The sequence below is a fragment of the Alienimonas californiensis genome (assembly GCF_007743815.1).
GTDB lineage: Bacteria > Planctomycetota > Planctomycetia > Planctomycetales > Planctomycetaceae > Alienimonas > Alienimonas californiensis.
This window is the reverse complement of sequence record NZ_CP036265.1, coordinates 4655867-4675554: the sequence shown is the minus strand read 5'-3', so window position 1 is coordinate 4675554 and position 19688 is coordinate 4655867. Positions and strand designations below refer to the sequence as shown.

At 68.2% G+C, this 19688-nt stretch carries 14 protein-coding genes; 3 read left to right on the top strand and 11 right to left on the bottom strand.

Features of this window, described 5'->3' with window-relative positions:
- The first annotated feature begins 21 nt into the window (after positions 1-21).
- Both CA12_RS18510 and CA12_RS18505 read left to right on the top strand, forming a co-directional pair.
- Positions 22-1995: a peroxiredoxin family protein gene (locus tag CA12_RS18510; RefSeq protein WP_165700858.1), complete on the top strand. Its 1974-nt coding sequence runs from the start codon at positions 22-24 to the stop codon at positions 1993-1995.
- A 96-nt stretch (positions 1996-2091) separates the two neighbouring features.
- Entirely contained in the window at positions 2092-3780 is a 1689-nt protein-coding gene (locus tag CA12_RS18505) for a Type 1 glutamine amidotransferase-like domain-containing protein (RefSeq protein ID WP_145360506.1), read from the top strand.
- A gap of 416 nt (positions 3781-4196) precedes the next feature.
- Here the strand turns inward: CA12_RS18505 and CA12_RS18500 are convergent, their stop codons facing one another.
- From CA12_RS18500 to CA12_RS18465, 8 genes are all read right to left on the bottom strand, one after another.
- Positions 4197-4577: a hypothetical protein gene (locus tag CA12_RS18500; protein WP_145360504.1), complete on the bottom strand. Its 381-nt coding sequence runs from the start codon at positions 4575-4577 to the stop codon at positions 4197-4199.
- A 136-nt stretch (positions 4578-4713) separates the two neighbouring features.
- Positions 4714-4926 (bottom strand): hypothetical protein, encoded by a 213-nt coding sequence (locus CA12_RS18495; RefSeq protein ID WP_145360502.1) that lies wholly within the window; start codon positions 4924-4926, stop codon positions 4714-4716.
- Positions 4927-5464: 538 nt separating this feature from the next.
- Complete coding sequence (gene ahr, locus CA12_RS18490) at positions 5465-6478, bottom strand: NADPH-dependent aldehyde reductase Ahr (RefSeq protein ID WP_145360500.1); 1014 nt, start codon at positions 6476-6478, stop codon at positions 5465-5467.
- A gap of 193 nt (positions 6479-6671) precedes the next feature.
- A complete protein-coding gene (locus CA12_RS18485; protein ID WP_145360498.1) occupies positions 6672-8954 on the bottom strand; it encodes a hypothetical protein in 2283 nt (760 codons plus the stop codon).
- Between the two features lie 114 nt (positions 8955-9068).
- Positions 9069-10439 carry a Gfo/Idh/MocA family protein gene (locus CA12_RS18480; RefSeq protein WP_145360496.1) on the bottom strand — a complete coding sequence of 457 codons (1371 nt, stop codon included), beginning with the start codon at positions 10437-10439 and terminating at the stop codon, positions 9069-9071.
- A 250-nt stretch (positions 10440-10689) separates the two neighbouring features.
- The gene (locus CA12_RS18475) at positions 10690-11019 is read right to left on the bottom strand and encodes a DMT family transporter (protein WP_145360494.1); all 330 of its coding nucleotides are present in this window, start codon (positions 11017-11019) and stop codon (positions 10690-10692) included.
- A gap of 111 nt (positions 11020-11130) precedes the next feature.
- On the bottom strand, positions 11131-12633 hold the full coding sequence (locus CA12_RS18470) for an FAD-dependent oxidoreductase (protein WP_165700857.1): 1503 nt from the start codon (positions 12631-12633) through the stop codon (positions 11131-11133).
- 208 nt (positions 12634-12841) lie between these two features.
- Positions 12842-14452: a peptide chain release factor 3 gene (locus CA12_RS18465; protein WP_145360491.1), complete on the bottom strand. Its 1611-nt coding sequence runs from the start codon at positions 14450-14452 to the stop codon at positions 12842-12844.
- A gap of 491 nt (positions 14453-14943) precedes the next feature.
- On the opposite strand from CA12_RS18465, the gene CA12_RS18460 reads away from it, so the two are divergent.
- Entirely contained in the window at positions 14944-16638 is a 1695-nt protein-coding gene (locus CA12_RS18460; RefSeq protein ID WP_145360489.1) for an FAD-dependent oxidoreductase, read from the top strand.
- 323 nt (positions 16639-16961) lie between these two features.
- On the opposite strand, the gene mobA is transcribed toward CA12_RS18460, so the two are convergent.
- From mobA to CA12_RS18445, 3 genes are read right to left on the bottom strand one after another with little or no spacing between them, the layout of a single operon-like run.
- On the bottom strand, positions 16962-17606 hold the full coding sequence (mobA, locus tag CA12_RS18455; RefSeq protein ID WP_145360487.1) for a molybdenum cofactor guanylyltransferase: 645 nt from the start codon (positions 17604-17606) through the stop codon (positions 16962-16964).
- Positions 17603-18004 (bottom strand): carboxymuconolactone decarboxylase family protein, encoded by a 402-nt coding sequence (locus CA12_RS18450; RefSeq protein WP_145360485.1) that lies wholly within the window; start codon positions 18002-18004, stop codon positions 17603-17605. Before CA12_RS18450 ends, mobA begins: the two co-directional genes overlap by 4 nt.
- Before the next feature lie 24 nt (positions 18005-18028).
- Positions 18029-19654, bottom strand: a complete 1626-nt coding sequence (locus tag CA12_RS18445; RefSeq protein WP_145360483.1) for a sulfite reductase subunit alpha — start codon at positions 19652-19654, stop codon at positions 18029-18031.
- Positions 19655-19688: the final 34 nt, after the last annotated feature.

Sequence of the window (19688 nt, the reverse complement as noted above, 5' to 3'; positions counted from 1 at the left end):
GCTCTCGATCCGGAGTGCGCCATGGCCTACTGGGGCATGGCCATGGCCAACACGAGCAACCGTGAACGGGCCAAAGGATTTATCGAGAAGGCGCTGGCGCACAAAGACGGCGCGACGAAGCGGGAGGCGCGATATCTCGACGCGCTCCACGCGTACCACGACGCCGCGCAGGACGATCGACGTGGCCGCAATCAGAAGTACACCGAGGCCCTGGAAGAGATCGTGCTCGAACATCCGGACGACCTCGAAGCCAAGGCGTTCCTCTGTTTGCAGATCTGGCTGAACGACAGGGCGGGGATCCCCGTCAGCAGCTACCTCGCCGCCGACGCGCTCCTGGGGGAGGTTTTCGAGGCGCGGCCGCTGCATCCGAGTCATCACTATCGCATTCATCTCTGGGACCGGAAGCGTCCCGAAAAGGCCCTGGCCTCCGCGGCCCTGTGCGGCCAGTCGGCGCCCGGCGTCGCACATATGTGGCACATGCCGGGGCATATCTACTCGAAGCTCAAGCGATACGACGACGCCGCCTGGCAACAGGAAGCCTCCGCGCGGGTCGATCACGCCCAGATGATGCGGGATCGCGTATTGCCCGACCGGATCCACAACTTCGCGCACAACAACGAGTGGCTGATTCGTAATCTCGTCAATCTGGGACGGGCGTCGGACGCGATCGACCTGGCCTGCAACATGACGGAGCTCCCGCGCCATCCCGAACATAACCACTTCGACAAGAACGGCAGCGCCCGCTACGGCCGCCGCCGGTTGTTCGAGACGCTGAGCCGGTTCGAGATGTGGGACGAGCTGTTGGCGTACAGCGAAACGCCCTACCTCGGGCACGTCGAGAATCTCCCGGAGCAGGTGCAACGCCTGCGTTTCGTGGGGCGGGCGTGTTTTCAGTCGGATCGGATTTCCCGGGGAGAAGAGCAAATCGCGCATTTAGAACGGATGCTCGCCGATCGGGAATCCCGTCGGGACGAGGCGGTCGAGAAGGTCGCGGCGGAGGCGGACGAAGAGCTGTCCGCAGGCGACCTCAAGAAGGCTCAGGATAGGGCGCGCCAACCCTTTTCCTCGGACATCACGACGATCGGGAAGGCGCTCGACGAACTTCGCGGCCATCAAGCCGTGCTCGCCGGCGACGCCGAGGCGGCCCTGGACCTGTTCGGCAAGTCGGGAGGCGTCGAGGCCGAGTTTCTCGTCCGTGCCGAGTCGGCCGCCGGGATGACCGAGGCCGCGTTGAAGCGCGCCCGGGAGAACGTCAAGAAGCACGAGCGCGAGGCGGTTCCGCTCGCCGCGCTCGTCGACGCCCTGTGGACCGCGGGCGTGCGGGAGGAAGCCCGGGAGCAGTTCCAGGTTCTGCGTCGAACGGCCCGCTCGGCGGACCTCGACACGAAGATCATGGAACGACTGCGGCCGGTCGCGGAGTCGTTGGAGATCGAGGGCGACTGGCGTGAGGGCGAACCGGCGGGGGACGTCGGCGATCGTCCCGCACTGGATTCGCTCGGACCGTTTCGGTGGGCGCCGGGGCCGGCGTCGCCGTGGACCTTGACCGACGTCGACGGCAAGGAGCGTTCCCTCGCCGACTATCGAGGCCGGCCCGTGGTCGTGATCTTCTACCTGGGATCCGGGTGTCTGCACTGCGTCGAGCAGCTCCAGTCCTTCGCGCCCCTGACCGAGAAGTTTCGCGAGTCGGGCATCTCTCTGCTGGCCGTGAGTACCGATACGCCGGACTCGCTCGCCATGTCGCATTTGGTCTACGGCGACGATCCGTTTCCGTTTCCGCTGGTGTCGGACGACACGCTGGAGGTGTTTCGAAAGTACCGGGTTTACGACGACTTCGAGGAGAAGCCGCTGCACGGCACGTTCCTGATCGACGGCGAAGGGTTGATCCGCTGGCACGACGTCAGCTACGAGCCGTTCAATAGACCCGAGTTTCTGCTCGAAGAGGCGAGCAGGTTATTAGAACAGTCCGAAGCTCAGGTCCGAACCGGCGCGGAGTAAATCCGCCCGCCGGCTCCCGCCGCGGGCGAACTCACGTTCGCGTCGTCTCGCGACGGCGCCCGACGACTCCACAGACACCAGGACGAGGCCACGCTGATGCATCGCGTCGTGATCGCCGCAGTCGTCGCGGCGTTGTCGTGCGGCGCCCCGCCGATCGCCCACGCCCAGGCGGCGGCGGCCGCCGCCGCCGCAGGGGATCTTTATTCCCGTTGGCCCGAAGACCTCAGGATCAACGGACGGATCGTCGTCTTCAATGGCGTTTCGGACGTCGCCGTTCTGCAGCCGACCTTGCGGCGGATCGCGTCCGGACGGTCCGTCTTCTGCTTGGGCGGCGGAGACGACGCCGGTTCGGCCGAAGTGCGTCGCGCCCTCGAGGCGGCCGTCGGCGAGGACGGGAGTTATCTCGCCGGCTCCTCGGCGAACGCGTCGGCCGAACTGCTCGCCGCCGTGGCGGCGGCGGACTGCGTGTTCGTCGCCGACCTGCCCGCTGATCGGGACCGGCTGGCCGAGTTTAAGGAACCGCTTCACGCGGTCGTCCGACGCGGCGGCACGCTGATCGCCGACGCCTCGACCGCCAGCCGATTCGGCGAACGCTACGTGACGAACGGCGACCCCTCGAAGACCGCGGAAGGGCTGAACCTCCTGCCGGACTGCGTGTTGGACGCCTCGCTCGGCGAGCGGGAACTTCTGGACGTCCTGGCCCGACATCCGCGGTCCGTCGGCCTTCGTCTCGCCGACGAAGCGGCGTTCGTGCTCGAGGGCCGGAAAGCGATCGCGCTCGGGCCCGGCGCCGTGACCGTTTGCGTGGCGAGGGGAACCGCCGAAGAGCCGGCCTCCCTCTCAATTTCCGCAGCGACGGAGCGCCGACGGCGGCATCCCGAGAGCGCCCTGTTCGATCTGACGCAGTGGCGGCGGATGGCGATCGACCGGGATCTGCCCCCGTTTCCCGGCGAGACCCCGCCCCCGCCGGTCGTCGAGAACGGGACCCTGCTCATCGTCGGCGGCGGGGGTACGCCGCGGGGCCTGATGAGCCGCTTCGTGGAACTCGCCGGCGGCGTCGGCAGGGCCCGCCTCGTCTACGTCCCGTGCTCCGAGAACGACTCCGTCGGCGAGCGGCACGACGTCGTGACGAGCTGGCGGCGGATGGGCGTCGAGCACGCGACGTTCGTCCACACCAAGGACCGCGCGAATGCGAACGGCGACGAGGAGCTTCTGGCGCCGCTCCGGGACGCCACCGGCATCTTCTTCGGCGGGGGGCGGCAGTGGAACTTTTCCGACTCTTACTACGGCACGCAGGCCCACGAACTGATGAAAGAGGTGCTGCGGCGCGGCGGCGTGATCGCCGGGTCGTCGGCCGGCGCCTCAATTCAGGGACGCTATCTGGCCCGGGCGACCCCCATCGGGAACTCGGAGATCATGGCGCCCGGCTACGAGCGGGGCGGTCTCGGGTTTCTGCCGGGCGTCGCGATCGATCAACACTTCACCCAGCGCGGTCGCCAGAGGGACATGACCCGGCTGATCGCCGTCTATCCCCAGTTGCTGGGCGTCGGCCTGGACGAGGCGACCGCGATCGAGGTCCGGGGATCCGTCGCCGAGGCGTCCGGCCGGGGTCGGGCGTTCTTCTACGACGCGGGGGCCGAACGGGCGGCAGGCGACCCGGACTACACGGCCTTGCCTGCGGGTTCGACCTACGACCTCGCTCGGCGCGCGGTGCTCCGGGACGCCCGCGAAGCCCCCGGCAAGCCGTCGGATGCCGAACCAGAGAGCTCGCGGCGGAGCAGGTGAATCTGACGGAATTCTCGAGGAGGCGCGCGTCGATCTCGCCGTCGCCCCCCGGCGGCGTTTGCGAAGCCGGTCGGCTCCAGCGGCGATTTAAGCAACCTGCGGGATTGAGCCTAGCGAATGAAAACCGGCGGACGAATGGATCGCTCGCCCGGCGCCTGCTGGGCGTGTCGATCGCGGAGACCGCCGGCCGGCCGCGTTTCTCCCCGCAGAAAGGGTCGTCCGCGACGTTTTCAAGAGAGACCTGCCAAACCCGAACCGGTCCGCCGCCAGCCTTTTCAGGCGAGCTGAGGAAGGGGACGTGCGGTCTTTGATGCGTTCGCTCGCCCTGTCCGGCTCGGGGCCAGATCTCACGGCGCGGTCAGCGGGAAGCGGGACAGGATCGTCGCCTCCAGACTGCTGTACTGGGCGTCATCAATTCAGATGGAAGTCGCTGACGACCGCGTGCTTAAGTCCGCTCGGCAGGCCCGACGCCGCAGCTGGAGCTGGGCGACCTGCCGCAGCGGGCAGGTCTCGTCGCTGTGCGGGTCGCCGCCCCGGTGGCTCCTCCGCAGCGAACGCCAGCCCCCGCTCGTGCTGCCGCCGACGTTTGTCAATCGGTCCCACTCCCGCAGCGCCAGGACGGTCGCCTCCAACCCCGGTGCCCCGGCCGGCGAGGCCGGCCCTTCCTTCGACAGTTCGCCGCTGCGTCCGTCATCCGCCTGCAGTGCCGCAAGGACGAGCGCCCTCTCCTTCAGCTCCGCGGCCCGCCGCGGCGCCGCGTGGGGTTTCCGGCGCTCCGTCTGGCGGTTCCCGACCATCTTGTGGTTCGCCGAGCGGGACCTGCACGGGACTTTGTAAATAGGCAATGAGGTCGCGGATCTGCTCGCCGTCCAGCGTCTGCAACAGGCCGTCCGGCATGGCGGACTGAGACGACACGATCATTTCGTTGATCTCCTACACTGGCAACGTGACGCGTTCGGTCGCGGTCTTAAGCACGAGGGAATGTTCGTCTCTGGAAACAACGAGGCCGGTCAGTACGCGGCCGTCGGCGAGCGCAAGGATCGATAAGCGGCTGTCATTGCCGACCACGGCACTGGGATCGACGACGTGGCCCAGCAGGTCATCGAGATTGGATCGCTGCGATCCGGCGGGACCGATCGTGTGCATCAAGGTCATTCATGTAGACAGGTATCGAGCGACGAACCTCCGGCGGCCTTTCACAAAACGCGGTGGAAGCGAGCTGACGCCGGCCATTCGGGGGCGATGTCGTCCCCTGCCCTGCCCACGCTGTTCGCGGCGCCGTTGCCCCCATTCATGCTGGTCGCCGTACGGGCGGGAAACCGGGACGGGAGAGACTGATAAAAATGATCTCCGCTGACACGCCCGCACTGTATCGGACGTCCGCCGGTGCGACTGGACACGAGGACTGAGAGAGCCTAACTTTCAAGTTCCATAGCTGTTTCGCAAGAGTCGCGAGCGATTCTGGCGGGTGCCTTTTTGGCCTCCCTGGGGGTCAAGAGGTCGCAGGTTTGAATCTGTCATCCTGACTCGCCCCGCTGGCCGGTTTTCGAACCGGTCAGCGGGGTGTTTTCGTTTCTCTAGCCAGAGCCGCATGCGAACGCACGCAGCGGCGGGACGATCCCCTCCCCAGCGACTGGGTGGGGAACGCCGGCGGTGAGGGCGGCCCCGCGGCGGGTCTCGGCGATCAGCCGGCGAAGTCGGCGTCCAGCACCACGCGATACCGTGCCTTGCCGTCCGCGACGTGAGCGAAGGCTTCGTTGATTCGGCTCATCGGGAAATGTTCCGTTTGCGGGGCGATGTCGTGCCGGGCCGCGAAGGCGAGCATGTCGGCGATCCCCACCGGAGAGCCGGTCGGCGACGCCCCGACGCTTCCCTGACGCATGATCAGAGGGAAGATCGACACGGGGATTGGCTCCAGCACCGCGCCCACGACGTGCATCCGCCCGTTGGGCGCCAGCGACGCGATCAGGGCGTCCCAGTCCAGCGGCACGTTCACCGTGACGATCAGCAGGTCGAGGCTCTTGGCGAGCGACCGAATCGCTTCGGAGTCGCGGCTGGAGACGACTTGGTGGGCGCCGAAGCCGCGGGCCTCCTCGAACTTGCTCTCGCTGGAGGTAAACGCCGTCACCTCGCACCCGTACGCGGCGGCGAACTTCACGGCGAGGTGACCCAGCCCGCCGATCCCGACCACCCCCACGCGACTGTTCGGGGAGGCGAAGGCGGCGAGGGGATTGAACACCGTGATGCCCCCGCACAGCAGCGGGCCGGCGTCCGCGGCGTGGAGGTCGTCGGGCAGCGGAATCGTCCACGCCCAATGAGCCCGCACCGATCTTGCGAACCCGCCGAGATGGCCGGCGATCGTCGGCTGGGCGCTTTCGCAGAGATGCTGATCGCCCGACAGGCACTGCCGACAGTGCATGCAACTGGCGCAGTTCCAGCCCACGCCGACGCGCTGCCCAACGGCAAGGCCTTTGGCCATCGGACCCAACGCAGCGACTCGGCCGATCACCTCGTGCCCGAGCACGGCCGGGTAGGTCGCCGTGCCCCACTCGTCATGCCACATCGACAGATCGGAGTGGCAGATGCCGCAATGCTCGACCGCCACCTCCACCTCCTCCGGCCCCAGCGGACCGCGGTCGAGGGACCGTTTCTCGAAGGTCGCCCCCGGCCCGGTGGCCGTCCACGCTTCGTACGCCATCGTTGTTCCTCGGTCCGCCATTGTGTTTGGGAGGTCGCAGGGGCCGTCCGGCCAACAGCGCGACGGGACGGGCGGCGACCGATTTTACGGGCCGGCGGCGACGGCCGGAATCCCCCGAACCCACGGTTCGCAGACGCCTCCGCAAATTCGCCGCCCGCTTGCGGGGCGACGATCTCCGGCCGGGAGAGAGGAACTATTGCTCCGCGATCCGCCGGCGGACCCAATCGATATTTAACGTCTTTTCCACCAGGTCGAGCGGAAGATAGTAGTAGGCGTTCGAGGCCTCGAAGCCGATGCGGGAGTCCGCCCGCGTCAGGTCGTAAAGCTGCCGGGCGAAGGCGTCCTCGGCGTCGAGCGTTGCGGCGATCTCCTCGCGCGTTTCCGGCGTGTCGTGCGACGATAGCTGATCCCGGAGCGCGATCCACTGCGCCTGCGCCGCCGTGCTGGCGAAATGGAGGTGGGCGGCACGGGCCAACCGCAGATCCGCTTCCACGACCGCTCGGCGATCCGGCTCCGCGACGGCCGCCGCCGCTTCGAGGCCTTTCAGCCCGACCTGCCAGCCGGCGGCCAGCGTCTCGAATTGTCGAATAAAATCCTCCCGCGGGTAGGGGCCGCGCCAGCCGTCCAGGTCGTCGTACGGAAAGCCCACCATCGTGGCCGCCCGGCCCGTCGGAGCCACGTGCAGGAGGTTCGCCGGTCCCATGTGTTGCGGCCCGCGATACACCACCGCCCCCGAATAGGGATATTCTTGAAAAGCCGTGCTGAAGGCCGTCCACGCCCGCCGGACCTGCGGAGCGGCCGCTTCGCCGTAGCGACCGACTGCGGTTTGCTGGAGCACGTCCTCCGCCGTCGCGGTCTCGTCCGTCAGCAGGCGATTCATCACTTCGAGGTTCGGCGACGGATATCCCCCGAGCGACCAACTCAGCATTACCCCGTCGACGCCCGCGGCTCGCAGCCGGGTCGCGTGTGCGGCAACCAGATCCGGCACGGGCAGCCACGGCACCGCAGACAACTCCCAAGAGTTATTAACCTGCACTTTCGCCACGGTTTGCAGGCCGCGGTCGCGGGCCGTCTTCCATTGAGCCGTCGCCCGGGGGCCGGGACCGACCGCGGAGACCGAGTACTCGCCGACCCGACTCTCGACGCCCCCGCGCTGAATGGGGAGATCCCACTCGCTGACCGACATCAGCCACGTGTCGCGGGGCAGCTGCGCGATGTGTTCGGGGGCGAGGCCGTGCCCGTTCCAGCCCCAGTCCCAGGCGATCACCTTCGCCTGCGGGTCGCCCGCGTGCACCCCCTGTTCGACGACGGCGTTCACCTCCGCGATGATCTCCGCCGCGGACCGCGAGGCGCACCGCGAGCATTGATGATGCAGGTTGTGCGAGGCGCAGCTGGTCAAATTCTCGCTGGCGGTGATCGTGAATGCGCCCCCCAACCCCGGCGCCTCGCGGAAGACGTGGGTCAGCGCGGATCGCATCCAGTCCCGCACGCGGGCGTCGCTGGTGCACAGGGTCGCCAGCTCGTTTTTCTTCACGCCGAGGAGGTCCGGGCGAGACTCGAAGAACGAGAGCGGCATCGCCCGCGGCTCGTTGAGGTAGAGATAAATCTTGATGCCGTGCCGCTCCGCCCGTTCGACCAGCCGCCGCAGGTTCGCCAGCCGCCGCTCGTGGTCCTGCCCGAATTCCGGAAAGTCCGGGCCGCCCGGCGCCAGTTGCCGCAGGACGACGTGCAGCCACACGCCGTTCACCCCCCGGGCCGCCAATTGTTGCAGCAGACCCTCTGGATACGGGTCGACCGCCGGGTCCAGCAGCGGATCGCCGTAGACGGCGAAATAGGAATAGAGGAACCGCGGCCCCCCGGCCGCCGGCAGCGGATCGCCGGAGTTTGTCGCGGCGATCGGCTCCGTAAGGTCGCTAATAAATGCGAAACGGGCGGCGCCCGCCGGGGCCGACAGGTCGCCGAAACGCCGGGCGACGAGGTCTCGAATTTCCGCGGCCCGGCGCTGCTGCGACTCATCCGGCGCCTGCCAGCGGACCGGCTTGCACCGCGGCTTGGAACGTCCAAACTTAATGTAGAGGAAGTCGTCCTCGTGCAGCAGGAACGCCAACTCCTCCGCGTCCATCTCCAGCAACGTCAATAACTGATCGTACGGCAACAGGTGCCAATTCCGGCGGAGGACCGTCTTGTAAAAGTACGGTTTGAAGCGGTCGGAAATCGGCTGATTCGCCGGCAACCCCATCGAAGCGGCGAGTTCCTCAATCTGTGCCGGCTCGGCGCCGACGGCGTCGGCGATTCGTTCCGCGGGCAGGATCTGCCAGTTTCGCCAGACGACCGCATGCAACCGGCTGGGGAAATGGTCGATCGCAAGAGCCGGAGGCTGATCCCCCCGAGGCAGGACGACCTCGTCTGCCGGCGCCGCCGAAGCGCTCCCGCCGAGAGCCGCCGCGAGCAATAGAATCGGCAAGACGCGGCGCATGGCGGATCTGCGGGTTGAACGAGAACGGGCCAAACTTCGGCGGACGGCGCGACCGAATTGAACGCGCCGTCGGGATCACGTCGATCCGCGACGGCGGCGTCCGTTGCGGGTCGACTACATGTCGATTTCGTAGCCCTTGCGGCTCTCCTGCGACAGGAACGCGTTGGCTTCGGCGTCGCCGACGATTTCGCGTTTGGTCGGGTCCCAATTCAATTCGCGGCCCAGCCGCATCGCGATGTTCGCCAGGTGGCAGGTCTCGAGCATCCGGTTGTGGGACCAGACGTCGGAGATCGGCTGCTCGCGGGACTTCATCGCGTCGATAAAGTTAGCGGTGTGGTTCCCGCTGACCGGGCCGCCGTACACCGCTTCGACGGCGCCCTCGGGCAGCGGGTTGCTTTCCAGCTCTTCGACCGGCTTGCCCGTCAGCTTACCGCGGTTGACGAAGAAGCGACCCTTCGTCCCCTCGAACAGGATGCCGTTGTCGCCGGAACTGGTGATGATCAGCGGCACGCCGCCGGGCATCTCGGCGCGGATCTCGAAGCTCGTCGGCACGTTGAACCGATCGGCGACCGTCGGGTAGCCGTCCTTGTAGTCGACCGGCATCGAATAGCTCACCGGCGTGATCTTGCTCGGGCCGGTGTCGCTCGCGCCGAGGGCCCAGGTCGCGATGTCGACATGGTGGGCGCCCCAGTCGTTCAGCTGACCGCCGGAGGTTTCGAACCAGTTCCGCCAGGCGTAGTGGCAGTTGGTGTAGAGCGGCACGCCGCCGCCGTACCCCTGCCGCATCTCCGGCAGCGCGCGGTAGGGGGCCTTCGGCGCGGGGCCGAGCCACATGTCCCAGTCGAGGCCCTTGGGCGGGTCGACCGCCGGGATCTCGGGCGAGGCGCCGGCGCCGCCGATGCCGCAGGTGACCTTGCGAATCTCGCCGATCCGACCGTCCCGGATCAGGGCGATCGCCTTGAGGAACCGTTGGTCGCTCTCGGTCCGCTGCATCGTGCCGACCTGGAACGTCCGCCCGGTCTGCTCGACGACCTTCTCAATGAGCTTGCCCTCGTCGATCGTCAGGGTCAGCGGCTTTTCGCAGTAGACGTCCTTGCCGGCCAGCATCGCCTCGACCGAAATCTTGGTGTGCCAGTGGTCCGGCGTCGCGATCATGACCGCGTCGACGTCCTTTCGGTCGAGAACTTCGCGGTAGTCCTTATAGCCGTCCGCCTTTTTCTTCGTCCGCTGCTCAAGCTGTTCGAGGTTCGCGCCCAGGACGTTCGCGTCAACGTCGGCGAAGGCGGCGAAGTCCGCGAGCCCCGTCGACTTGGAGGTGATCGCCCAACCCTGGTTGCGGAGCCCGATCGTCGCGAACACGGGGCGTTCGTTCGGCGAATCCTGACCGCGGGACGAACGGCCCGTTCCGACAAACAGGCCGGCGGCCGCGGCGGCGGACGCGGTCTGCAGGAAACTGCGGCGGCCTACCAAGGAGGACGAAGACATGGGCGGCGAGCTATTGACGGGGGAGAGAACGGTCGAGCGGAAGGATGACCGGACGGGGCCGCGTTTGCGAGCGACCCATCGGTCCGGGCGATTGTATGGCGGTGAAGCCGCTCGGAGCGACTGCGAGGCGAACCTTGCGACGGCTGCGGCCCCTGCCCTCTCCGACGGGGCGGATGAGGACGGGCCGTTCGCGTTTCGTGAGAGCCGTTCGAGGCAACGCATTAGAAGGGGTCGGTCGGGAAGCCGGCGTTCAATGGGCGACCGACTCGGAGAAGGCGTTCAGTACAACGACGCCCGCGACGATCAGCCCGATCCCGACGAGCGCGGGGCCGTCCAGCTTTTGCCCGAACGCCAACCACGCGACGGCGGTGATCAGCGCCGTCCCGACTCCCGACCAAACCGCGTATGTCACGGCGATCGGGATCGTCCGCAGCGTGAGCAAGAGAAAGTAGAAGGAGAACCCGTACCCGATCACGACGAGCACGGAGGGGCCGAGTCGCCGGAACCCGTCGGACGGCTTCAGGGCGGAGGTGGCGACGACCTCGGCGACGATGGCGACGAGCAGGTAAACGTATTGCACGGGACGGGGGCGGTACGCGGAGGGGGCGTCACGCCGCGGTTCAGCGACCCCTTCGCGGAGCGGCACCCTGGACGACGGAGAAATCGTTCGGACGGCCCGACCCCGCCGCCCTCAGCCGGTGATGGGAGCCCCCAGGGGCTGCGTGGCGGGGCCGTGGGTTGCCTCGCCGGAGAGTTCGAAGCGGGAGCCGTGGCATGGGCAGTCCCAGGTCCGGTCGGTCTCGTTCCAACCGACGATGCAGCCCATATGGGAGCAGACCGCGGAAACGGCGTGTACGACGCCCTGCTCGTCCTTGAAGGCGGCGACCTTTTCGCCGTCGATCTCCATGATCGCGGCGTCGCCGGGTTCCAACTCGTCATAGGACTTCGGCCGGCGTGACAGGTAGCCCGTGACCAGATGGGCGGCGACGCTCAGGTTCTCCTTGACGAACTTCGGTCCGCCGGCGACCGGCTTCACCCGGGTCGCATCGAACAGACTGGTCCAGGGATTCTCGCGACCCTCGACGAGGTCGGCGAGGATCATGCCCGCCGCGGTGCCGTTGCTGATGCCCCAGGCGTTGAAGCCGGTCGCGACGAGATAGCCCTCGCCGATCGACGACGACCAGCCGATGAAGGGGGCGTTGTCGATCGAACTGTAATCCTCGTTGACCCAGCGGTACTCGATCGGACCGGCGTCGAAGTTTTCGTTGAGCCAGCGTTCGACGTCTTCGACGGACTGTCGCTCCTCGTCCGTGTGGCCCGGCTTAAAGCTGTTCCCGGCGACGATCGCGTACGTCTCGCCGTTGGCGTTCCGGTGGGCCCGATACGAGTGGCTGGGCTTGTCCACACTGAGGTACATTCCCTCCGGCGCCCCCTTCACCCGTGCGGCGACGACCGGTTCGGCCATCGGATGAGCCTGGGCGTAGTAGCCGCCGACCTGCCCGAGCGGCAGGTGCGTCGCCATCACGACGTGGCGGGCGGTCACGACACCCTGGTCGGTGACGACGCGGGTCGGCTCCCAGTCGACCGCACGACTCCGCTCGAAGACGTGGGAGCCGTCGCCGGGCACGGTTCCGGCCAGCCCCGCCACGTATTTGGTCGGATGAAACTGAGCCTGGCCGTCGAAGCGGTTCGCCGCCAGCACGTCAAAGGGCAGGTCCGTCTGGCGGACGAGGGTCGCGGGGAGACCGAGCTTCTGGGCGACCTTCACCTCGTCTTCAATTTGGGAGACCTGTTTCTCCTCCCGCGTATAGGTGTAGGCGGCCTGATCTTCGAGGTCGCAATCAATCCCGTGTTCCGCTGCGAGTTGCCGGATCATGCGGACCGCCGCCTCCTGCGCTTCGCCGTAGAGGCGCGCCCGCTCCTCCCCGAAGTTTTTCTCGAGCTTCTGATAGATGAGGCCGTGCTGCGAGCTGACCTTGGCTGTCGAGCGGCCGGTCACCTGCCGGCCGACCCGCTGCGCCTCGACGACGGCGACGGTGAGCCCCCGGTCTTTAAACAGCCGGGCCGCGGTGATGCCGACGATCCCGCCGCCGATGACGGCGACGTCGACGCTCACGTCGCCCGAGAGCGTCGGAAAATCGGGCGCTTCGGCGGTGGCGTTCCAGTACGCCTCGCCCCGGGGAATGCTCGTCATGGTCCTGCCTGTCGTCCCTTGGGTCGTGGGACTGGCCAGACTACTCCGACGGCGACCGCTCAAACCCGGGCCGCACCCGAACGATAGCGTCGGGAGCATCCTGTCTGCCACGGGCGGGCAGGAAGTTCGTGGCCGGTCGAATCCCGCGCCCGAACGACCGCGAGTCCCCACAGCGGCGACGGAGTGCCCGCGCTGGGCGTTCCTGAGGTCAGGCGTCGCCGGAGGGGGGGTGAGGATCGAAGGTCAGGTCGGGGTTCTGCTCGCGGACCATCCGTAGCGCCCAGTCCGTCGTGCTGAGCAGCACCGGGCTGCCGTCCCGGTCGCGAACCAGCCGTACGTCGCTGCGGAGCATGGGGCGGGCCAGGGCGGCGGCCGGCCCGGTCATCCAGCAGGCGGAGGAATAGGGCAGCGGCGAGACGACGGCCTTCGTGCCGTACTCCGTTTCCAGCCGGAACTTCACCACGTCGAACTGCAACTCGCCGACGGCGGCCAGGATCGGCTCGAGGCTCGACTTCGCCGGGTCGATCAGAAGTTGCACGACCCCCTCCTCGCCCAGCTGCTGGAGCCCTTTGACGAACTGCTTGCGGCGGTTCGTGTCGTCGCAGCGGACGACCGCGAACCGCTCCGGCGGAAAGCTCCAGCGGCCCGTGAACCGCACCGGATCGCCCTCGCAGAGCGTGTCCCCCAACCTCAGCCCGGCGGAGGTCACGATCCCGATCACGTCGCCTGGGAAAGCGTCCTCGACCGTCTCCCGCTCCTGGCCGAACAGCCGGACGGAACGGGCGACCCGGAACTTCTCGCCGGTGCGGGCGACGGTCGCCTCCATGTCCCGTTCGAACCGGCCCGAGCAGACGCGGACGAACGCGACCCGGTCGCGGTGGCGCGGGTCGAGGTTCGCCTGCATTTTGAAGACGACCCCGGAGAAGCCGGGACGTTCCGGCGGCACCGCCCCGTCCACGGCCGGCCGCGGACCCGGCGGCGGGGCGAGGCCAAGGAATCCGTCGAGAAACGGTTCGATGCCGAAGTTCGTCAGGGCGCTGCCGAAGTAGACCGGCGTCTGCGCGCCGTCGAGAAACCGCTCGCGGTCGAACGGATGCCCCGCCGTCCGGATCAACTCGGCTTCGTCGTCGAGATGGTCCGCCTCCTCCTCCGACAGCAGCGTCCCGCGGGCCGCCGATCGTGACGCGGACTCGGTCGGCACGGCGGTCGCCCCGTGGGGGACCGGTTTGTAGACCTGAACCGAATCGGTGGTCAGATCGAGCACCCCGCGGAAGTTGCGGCCGGGCCCCGGACCGATCGGCCAGTTCACGGGGGCGGCGTCGATCCCCAGCACCTCTTCGATCTGGCCGAGGCAGCCGAGCGGATCGGCTCCCGGCCGGTCCATCTTGTTCACGAACGTCAGGATTGGCGTCCGTCGGTCGGCGCAGACCCGGAAGAGCTTTTCGGTCTGCGGCTCGATCCCCTTCGAAGCGTCGAGCACCATCACCGCGGCGTCGGCGGCGTTCAGGACCCGGTAGGTGTCCTCGCTGAAATCCTGGTGCCCCGGCGTGTCGATTAGATTGATGCGCCGGCCGCGAAACTCGAACGACAGTGCCGTTGCGGTCACGCTGATGCCGCGTTCCCGTTCCATCGCCATCCAGTCGCTCTTGACCGAGCGGCTATTCCGCCGGCCCCGGACGAGCCCGGCTTCGTCGACCATCCCGGCGTAGAGCAGCAGCTTCTCCGTGAGCGTCGTCTTGCCGGCGTCCGGGTGGCTGATGATGGCGAAGGTCCGCCGCCGGTCTGCCTCGCGGGCCAGGGCGGCTTCCTCGCGGGGCATCGATCCGGGGGGCGTTGCCGAGGTCGTGGGGGCGGTCGTCACGGGCGGGCAGCCGGCGGAAGCGCCGGCGAGAGAGGAAGCGTCTCGGCCCGGGCGGGGTGAGACCGGGCGGAGCGAAGAGCGGCCGCAGCCCGCTCAGGGCGGCGAGACGGCCCGGATACGTCGCGTCCCGCCGGCCGGGGCGCCGACGGACCGGGTCGGCGGCTGAGGGCGGCGGGGCGAAGACTGCGACATGGGACCGCGATGGGGAGCCGGCGGCCGATTTGCCGGCGGTGTGGGCGGCGGTGTCGACCGCCGGGCAAACGATTTACCGAACCCGCAAGGGATAGGGCGGGCGCCCGGGGCCGTCAACCCGCACGGCGGTCGGCGGCGTGCGAGGTAGAGGAAAGTGGGAGTCGCGCCGGCTTGACTCCCGCATCTGGCCCGCGGCAGGCTGACGGACGCCGTCCGATCGGGCGGCGCCGTTCCGACCGCCGTTGCCGTATCGCCCGATGTTTCGAATCGCCGCCTGTCTCACGTTCGCGTCCCTGCTTGGCGGGGCGCTCCTGTCCGCAAGCGCTGACGCCGCGCCCCGGGACGCTTCCCCCGCGGAGCCCTACGACCTCGTCGTCTACGGCGGCACGAGCGCCGGCGTCGTCGCCGCGGTTCAGGCAAAGAAGATGGGGCAGTCCGTCGTCTTGATCGAACCGACCCGACGCCTCGGCGGCCTGACGACCGGCGGGCTCGGGCAGACGGACATCGGCAACAAGCAGGCGATCGGCGGGCTCAGCCGCGAGTTCTACCGCCGCGTCCGGGAACACTACGCCGACCCCGCGGCCTGGACCTGGCAGAAGCGTGAGGCGTACCGGGACGGCGGCCAAACAAAGACCGGACCGGACGAAGACGCGATGTGGACCTTCGAACCGTCGGTCGCGCTCAAGATCGTGAACGACCTCATTCAGGAACACGACGTACCGGTCGTTTATGGGCAGCGGCTCGACCGGAGCGGGAACGGCGTCACGAAGGACGGGACGCGCATCACGTCGATTCGGATGGAGAGCGGCGAGCAATATCACGGCGCCGCGTTTATCGACGCGACCTACGAGGGCGACCTGATGGCCGAGGCGGGCGTCTCGTTCGTTGTCGGCCGCGAGGGCGTCGACGAGTACGGTGAGTCCTTCAACGGCGTGCAGCCCCGCGGCCCCGGATCCGGCAATCATAATTTTGTGACGGGCGTCGATCCGTACGTCGAACAAGGAAATCCCTCAAGTGGACTGCTGCCCTACATCAATCCGCAGGGCCCCGGCGAGGAAGGCGCGGGCGACAAACGGGTGCAGGCCTACTGCTTCCGGATGTGCCTGACCGACCACCCCAAGAACCGCATCCCGTTCGTCAAGCCGGCCGGCTACGAGGAGCGGAACTATGAATTGCTGCTGCGGAATTACGAGGCGGGCTACGGCGGCGTGCCGTGGATTAACTCCTCGATGCCGAACCGGAAGACCGACACCAACAACCGCGACGGGTTCTCGACCGACTTTATCGGTCAGAACTACGACTACCCGGAAGCCGGCTATGAGGAACGCGACCGCATCGTCCAGCGGCACCGCGATTACCAGCAGGGGTTGATGTGGACCCTCGCCAACCACCCGCGGGTGCCGCAGAAGGTGCGGGACGCCGTCTCGAAATGGGGGACCTGCAAAGACGAGTTCGCCCGGGAGGACGGCTGGCAGGAGCAACTTTACGTCCGCGAGGCCCGCCGGATGGTCGGTCCCCTCGTCATGACGCAGAGCCATTGCGAAGGTAAAACGGTTGCGGAGGATTCCGTCGGGCTGGCCGCCTACGGCATGGATTCGCACAACACCCAGCGATACGTCACCGAGGACGGCCACGTCCGCAACGAGGGCAATATCGAGACCCGCGTCGCCGGCCCCTACCCCATCGCCTACCGCTCGATCGTGCCGAAGCGGGAGGAATGTACGAACCTGCTCGTGCCGGTCTGCCTGTCGGCGACGCATATCGCGTTCGGCAGCATCCGCATGGAGCCGGTGTTCATGGTCCTCGGGCAGAGCGCCGCGACGGCCGCCGCGCTCGCCGCCGAGCAGGGCGTCCCGGTGCAGGACGTGGACTACGCGGCCCTCCGCGAACGATTGAGGGCCGACGGGCAGCGACTCGACCCCGCGGATCGCGGCCGTCCCGACGGTCGATAGACCGTCGGGCGGATCGGACACTGTGGCGGGCCGGCCGCGAGGCGGGGCTTCGCGCGGCGGGGCGAACGGAGCGTCGTGGCGAATCCCGGCTCAGCCGATCCCCGGCGGCAGGTGCGGACTTGTCCCGGGGCGTCGATCTCGGCCCGCACGCCGCGAAGCGGTCAGGCGCTCTCGCTGTGTCGAAGGCGGCGACAGGGAGTGCGATTCTGAGCCGCCCCCCCCCTCCCCAAGGAGCCCTCCCACGCCGCGGCCGCCCCGTGACCCTGTCTCGGGGCGGCCGTCGGCCGTTCCGGGATCGAACTCCGCGTCGTCTGCCTGTGGGCTTACCCGTCGCCCGGTCGAATCCCGCCGGCGATTTTCGGCGGTGGTCGGCTGTCGCCGTCGGGGCCGGCCCGTAGTTCGGCGGGGGTGTTGTAGGAGGGCCGCGTCGGCCAGTCCGGCGGCGGGGGAACGGTCACGGCCCGGGCGTCGGGAGCCGAGAGCAGCACCTGGAAGGAGCGTTGATTTCCGCCCAACTGAGCCCGCACCGTCGGGAGCAGATCGACGTGATACAGACCCGGGAACGGCTCCCACCGGTCCGGCCGGAAGGCAACGGCGAGTCGCTCAGCAGTCGCGGCGGTCCGCAGCCGAGCGATCCACGGCGCCGGCACGTCGAACAGGTCGCAACTGACTGCGAGGATCCATCCCCCGCCCCGGGTGGTGGCGTCGGCGAGGGCGGTTTCGAGACCGGCGAGCGGCCCGGCGTCCGCCACGGCGTCGGCAATCGTCCGCACTCCGACGCCGTCATAACGCCCCGCCTCACGGGCCACGGCAGCGACCGACGCGGCCCCCGCCGCATTCAACGCGTGAACCAATCGCACCAGCGCCGGTTCCCCGTTCCGGTCCGCCAGCGCCTTGTCCGAACCGAACCGGCGGCTCCGTCCCCCGGCCAGTACGTAGGCGGGCAGCCCCGCGGCGGGGCCGTTCATTCCTCGTCGTCCGGTTCGCCGCGGGCCTCGCGGTCGGCCCGTTCCCGGGCGAACTGCACCTGGGCCCAGCTCCACGCGGCGACCGTCGCTGGGAAGCCGCAGGTGTTCATGCCTAACAGAATTGCCTGTTCGACCTCCTGTTCCGTCGCCCCGGCCGCCATCGCCCGGCGGACGTGGCTCCGCAGCGCCGACTCCAACCCGGCGCCCAGCGAGATGCCGATTTTAATGAGGAACGTCGTTTTTGCGTCCAAAGGGCCGGCGGCGTCGACGGCTTTTGCCATCCGTTCGTGCTGCGCGACGACCTCCGGAAACTTCGCCGCGAACGCCCGGTAGGTGCCGGGCAGCTTCTTGCCCTCCGGGCGGTCGCCGGGCGGCGGGGTGCGGGGCGAATCGGGCACGGGTCGGCTCCTGACGGACGCGGATTAATACACGTCCCGACAGTACCGCTTCGACTTCTTCAAGTCCTGCACGAATGCTTTCGCCGCCGCCTCCCCGCCGGCCCGGTCGGCGACGATGGAGTGCAGCGCGCGGTCCACGTCCACCGCCATCCGCTTCGCATCCCCGCAGACGTAGAGGTACGCCCCTTCGCTCAGCCAGTCGTAGAGTTCGTCCGCGGCCTCCAGCATGCGGTTCTGCACGTAGATCTTCGCTTCCTGGTCCCGGCTGAAGGCGGTGTCGAGTCGGTGCAACACGCCGCGGTCGCGGAGGGCGTCAAACTCGTCCCGATAGAGAAAGTCCGTTTCGCCCCGCTGGTCGCCGAAAAACAGCCAGTTGCGGCCCGGGGCGTTCGTGACTGCCCGCTCCTCTAGGAAAGCCCGGAACGGGGCGATCCCGGTCCCGGGGCCGATCATGATTGCCGGCGCCTGCGGGTCCGGGGGCACGGTAAAGCCGTGCGATTTCTGCACGAACACCCGAACCGTCTCGCCCACCCGCAGCCGATCGGCGAGCATCGTGCTGGCGACGCCCTTCCGTTTCCTCGCGCCGCGTTCCCACTCCACCCGCCCCACGGTGAGGTGCACCTGCCCCGGGTGGGCCTTCGGCGAACTGCTGATCGAATATAAACGCGGCTGCAACGGGGAGAGCGTTTGCAGGAAGGGGTCGAACCCGATCTTCGCCGATCGGACCGCCCGCAATACGTCCAGCACGTCCCAGCCCTCGATGGCGTCCGGGTCGTCCAGCGCCAACTTGAGCAGCTCCGCGTCGGCCGGATCTGCGCACCGCGGGATTAGGGCTTCCAACAGTTCGTCCGTCACCTCCGTCAGGCAAACGCGTCCGATCAGAGCCTGCCGCAGCGAACACGGGTCGCCGACCGGCGGGGTGACGACGGCGATCGGATCCGCCCCGAGTTCGGCCAGCACCTCGTCGACCAGTTCGCCGCAGTTGGTGGGATAGAGGCCGAGCGAATCGCCGACCTCATACGCCAGATCGCTGCCGGAAAGGTCGATCTCGACGTGCGACGTATACTTCGCGGAGCCCTCGCCGTTGAGGTTGCGCACGGCCAGCAGCGTGGCGGGGAACGGGTTGTCCCGCGTCCAGGTCGAACCGGAGTCGGCCGGGACGGCGGCGGGAGCGTCGGCGGCGACGTTCGGCGGGACCTCCGCGACCAGTTCCTTCAGTTTCCTGGCGGTCTCCTTCCCGCCGGGGGTGCATTTCTTCAGGCTCTTTTCGGAGCCGTCGGCGATCGCCTCCGCGTAGGTCTGGCAGAGGTAGCCGCAACTCCCGCAGTTCAACTGAGCCATCGCGGCCATCAATTTGCGTTTGAGCGGCCTGCCCTCGGCGAGTTCCATCCGCTCCTCCATCGGCAGCGCATCGTCGTGCCAGGGGAAGTCTTCTTCCCCCTCAGCCTCCTCTGCGTTGGCGGCGGCTTCGCCGCTCGCCCCGGCCACGAGGCCCTGCACCGCGGCGGTCGCCGCGGCGGAGGCAGGGCCGCCGGCGTTCTGCAGACCGACCCAGCCGGCGAGAAATCCGTTCAGCCAGGCCCGCTGCTCCACGTCGAACGGGGCGGTGTCCGGGATCAGGGCGAACGGCGTCTGTTGAAGTTGGGACATGGGTGCAGTTCGAGAGGAGAGCCGGAGAAGAACG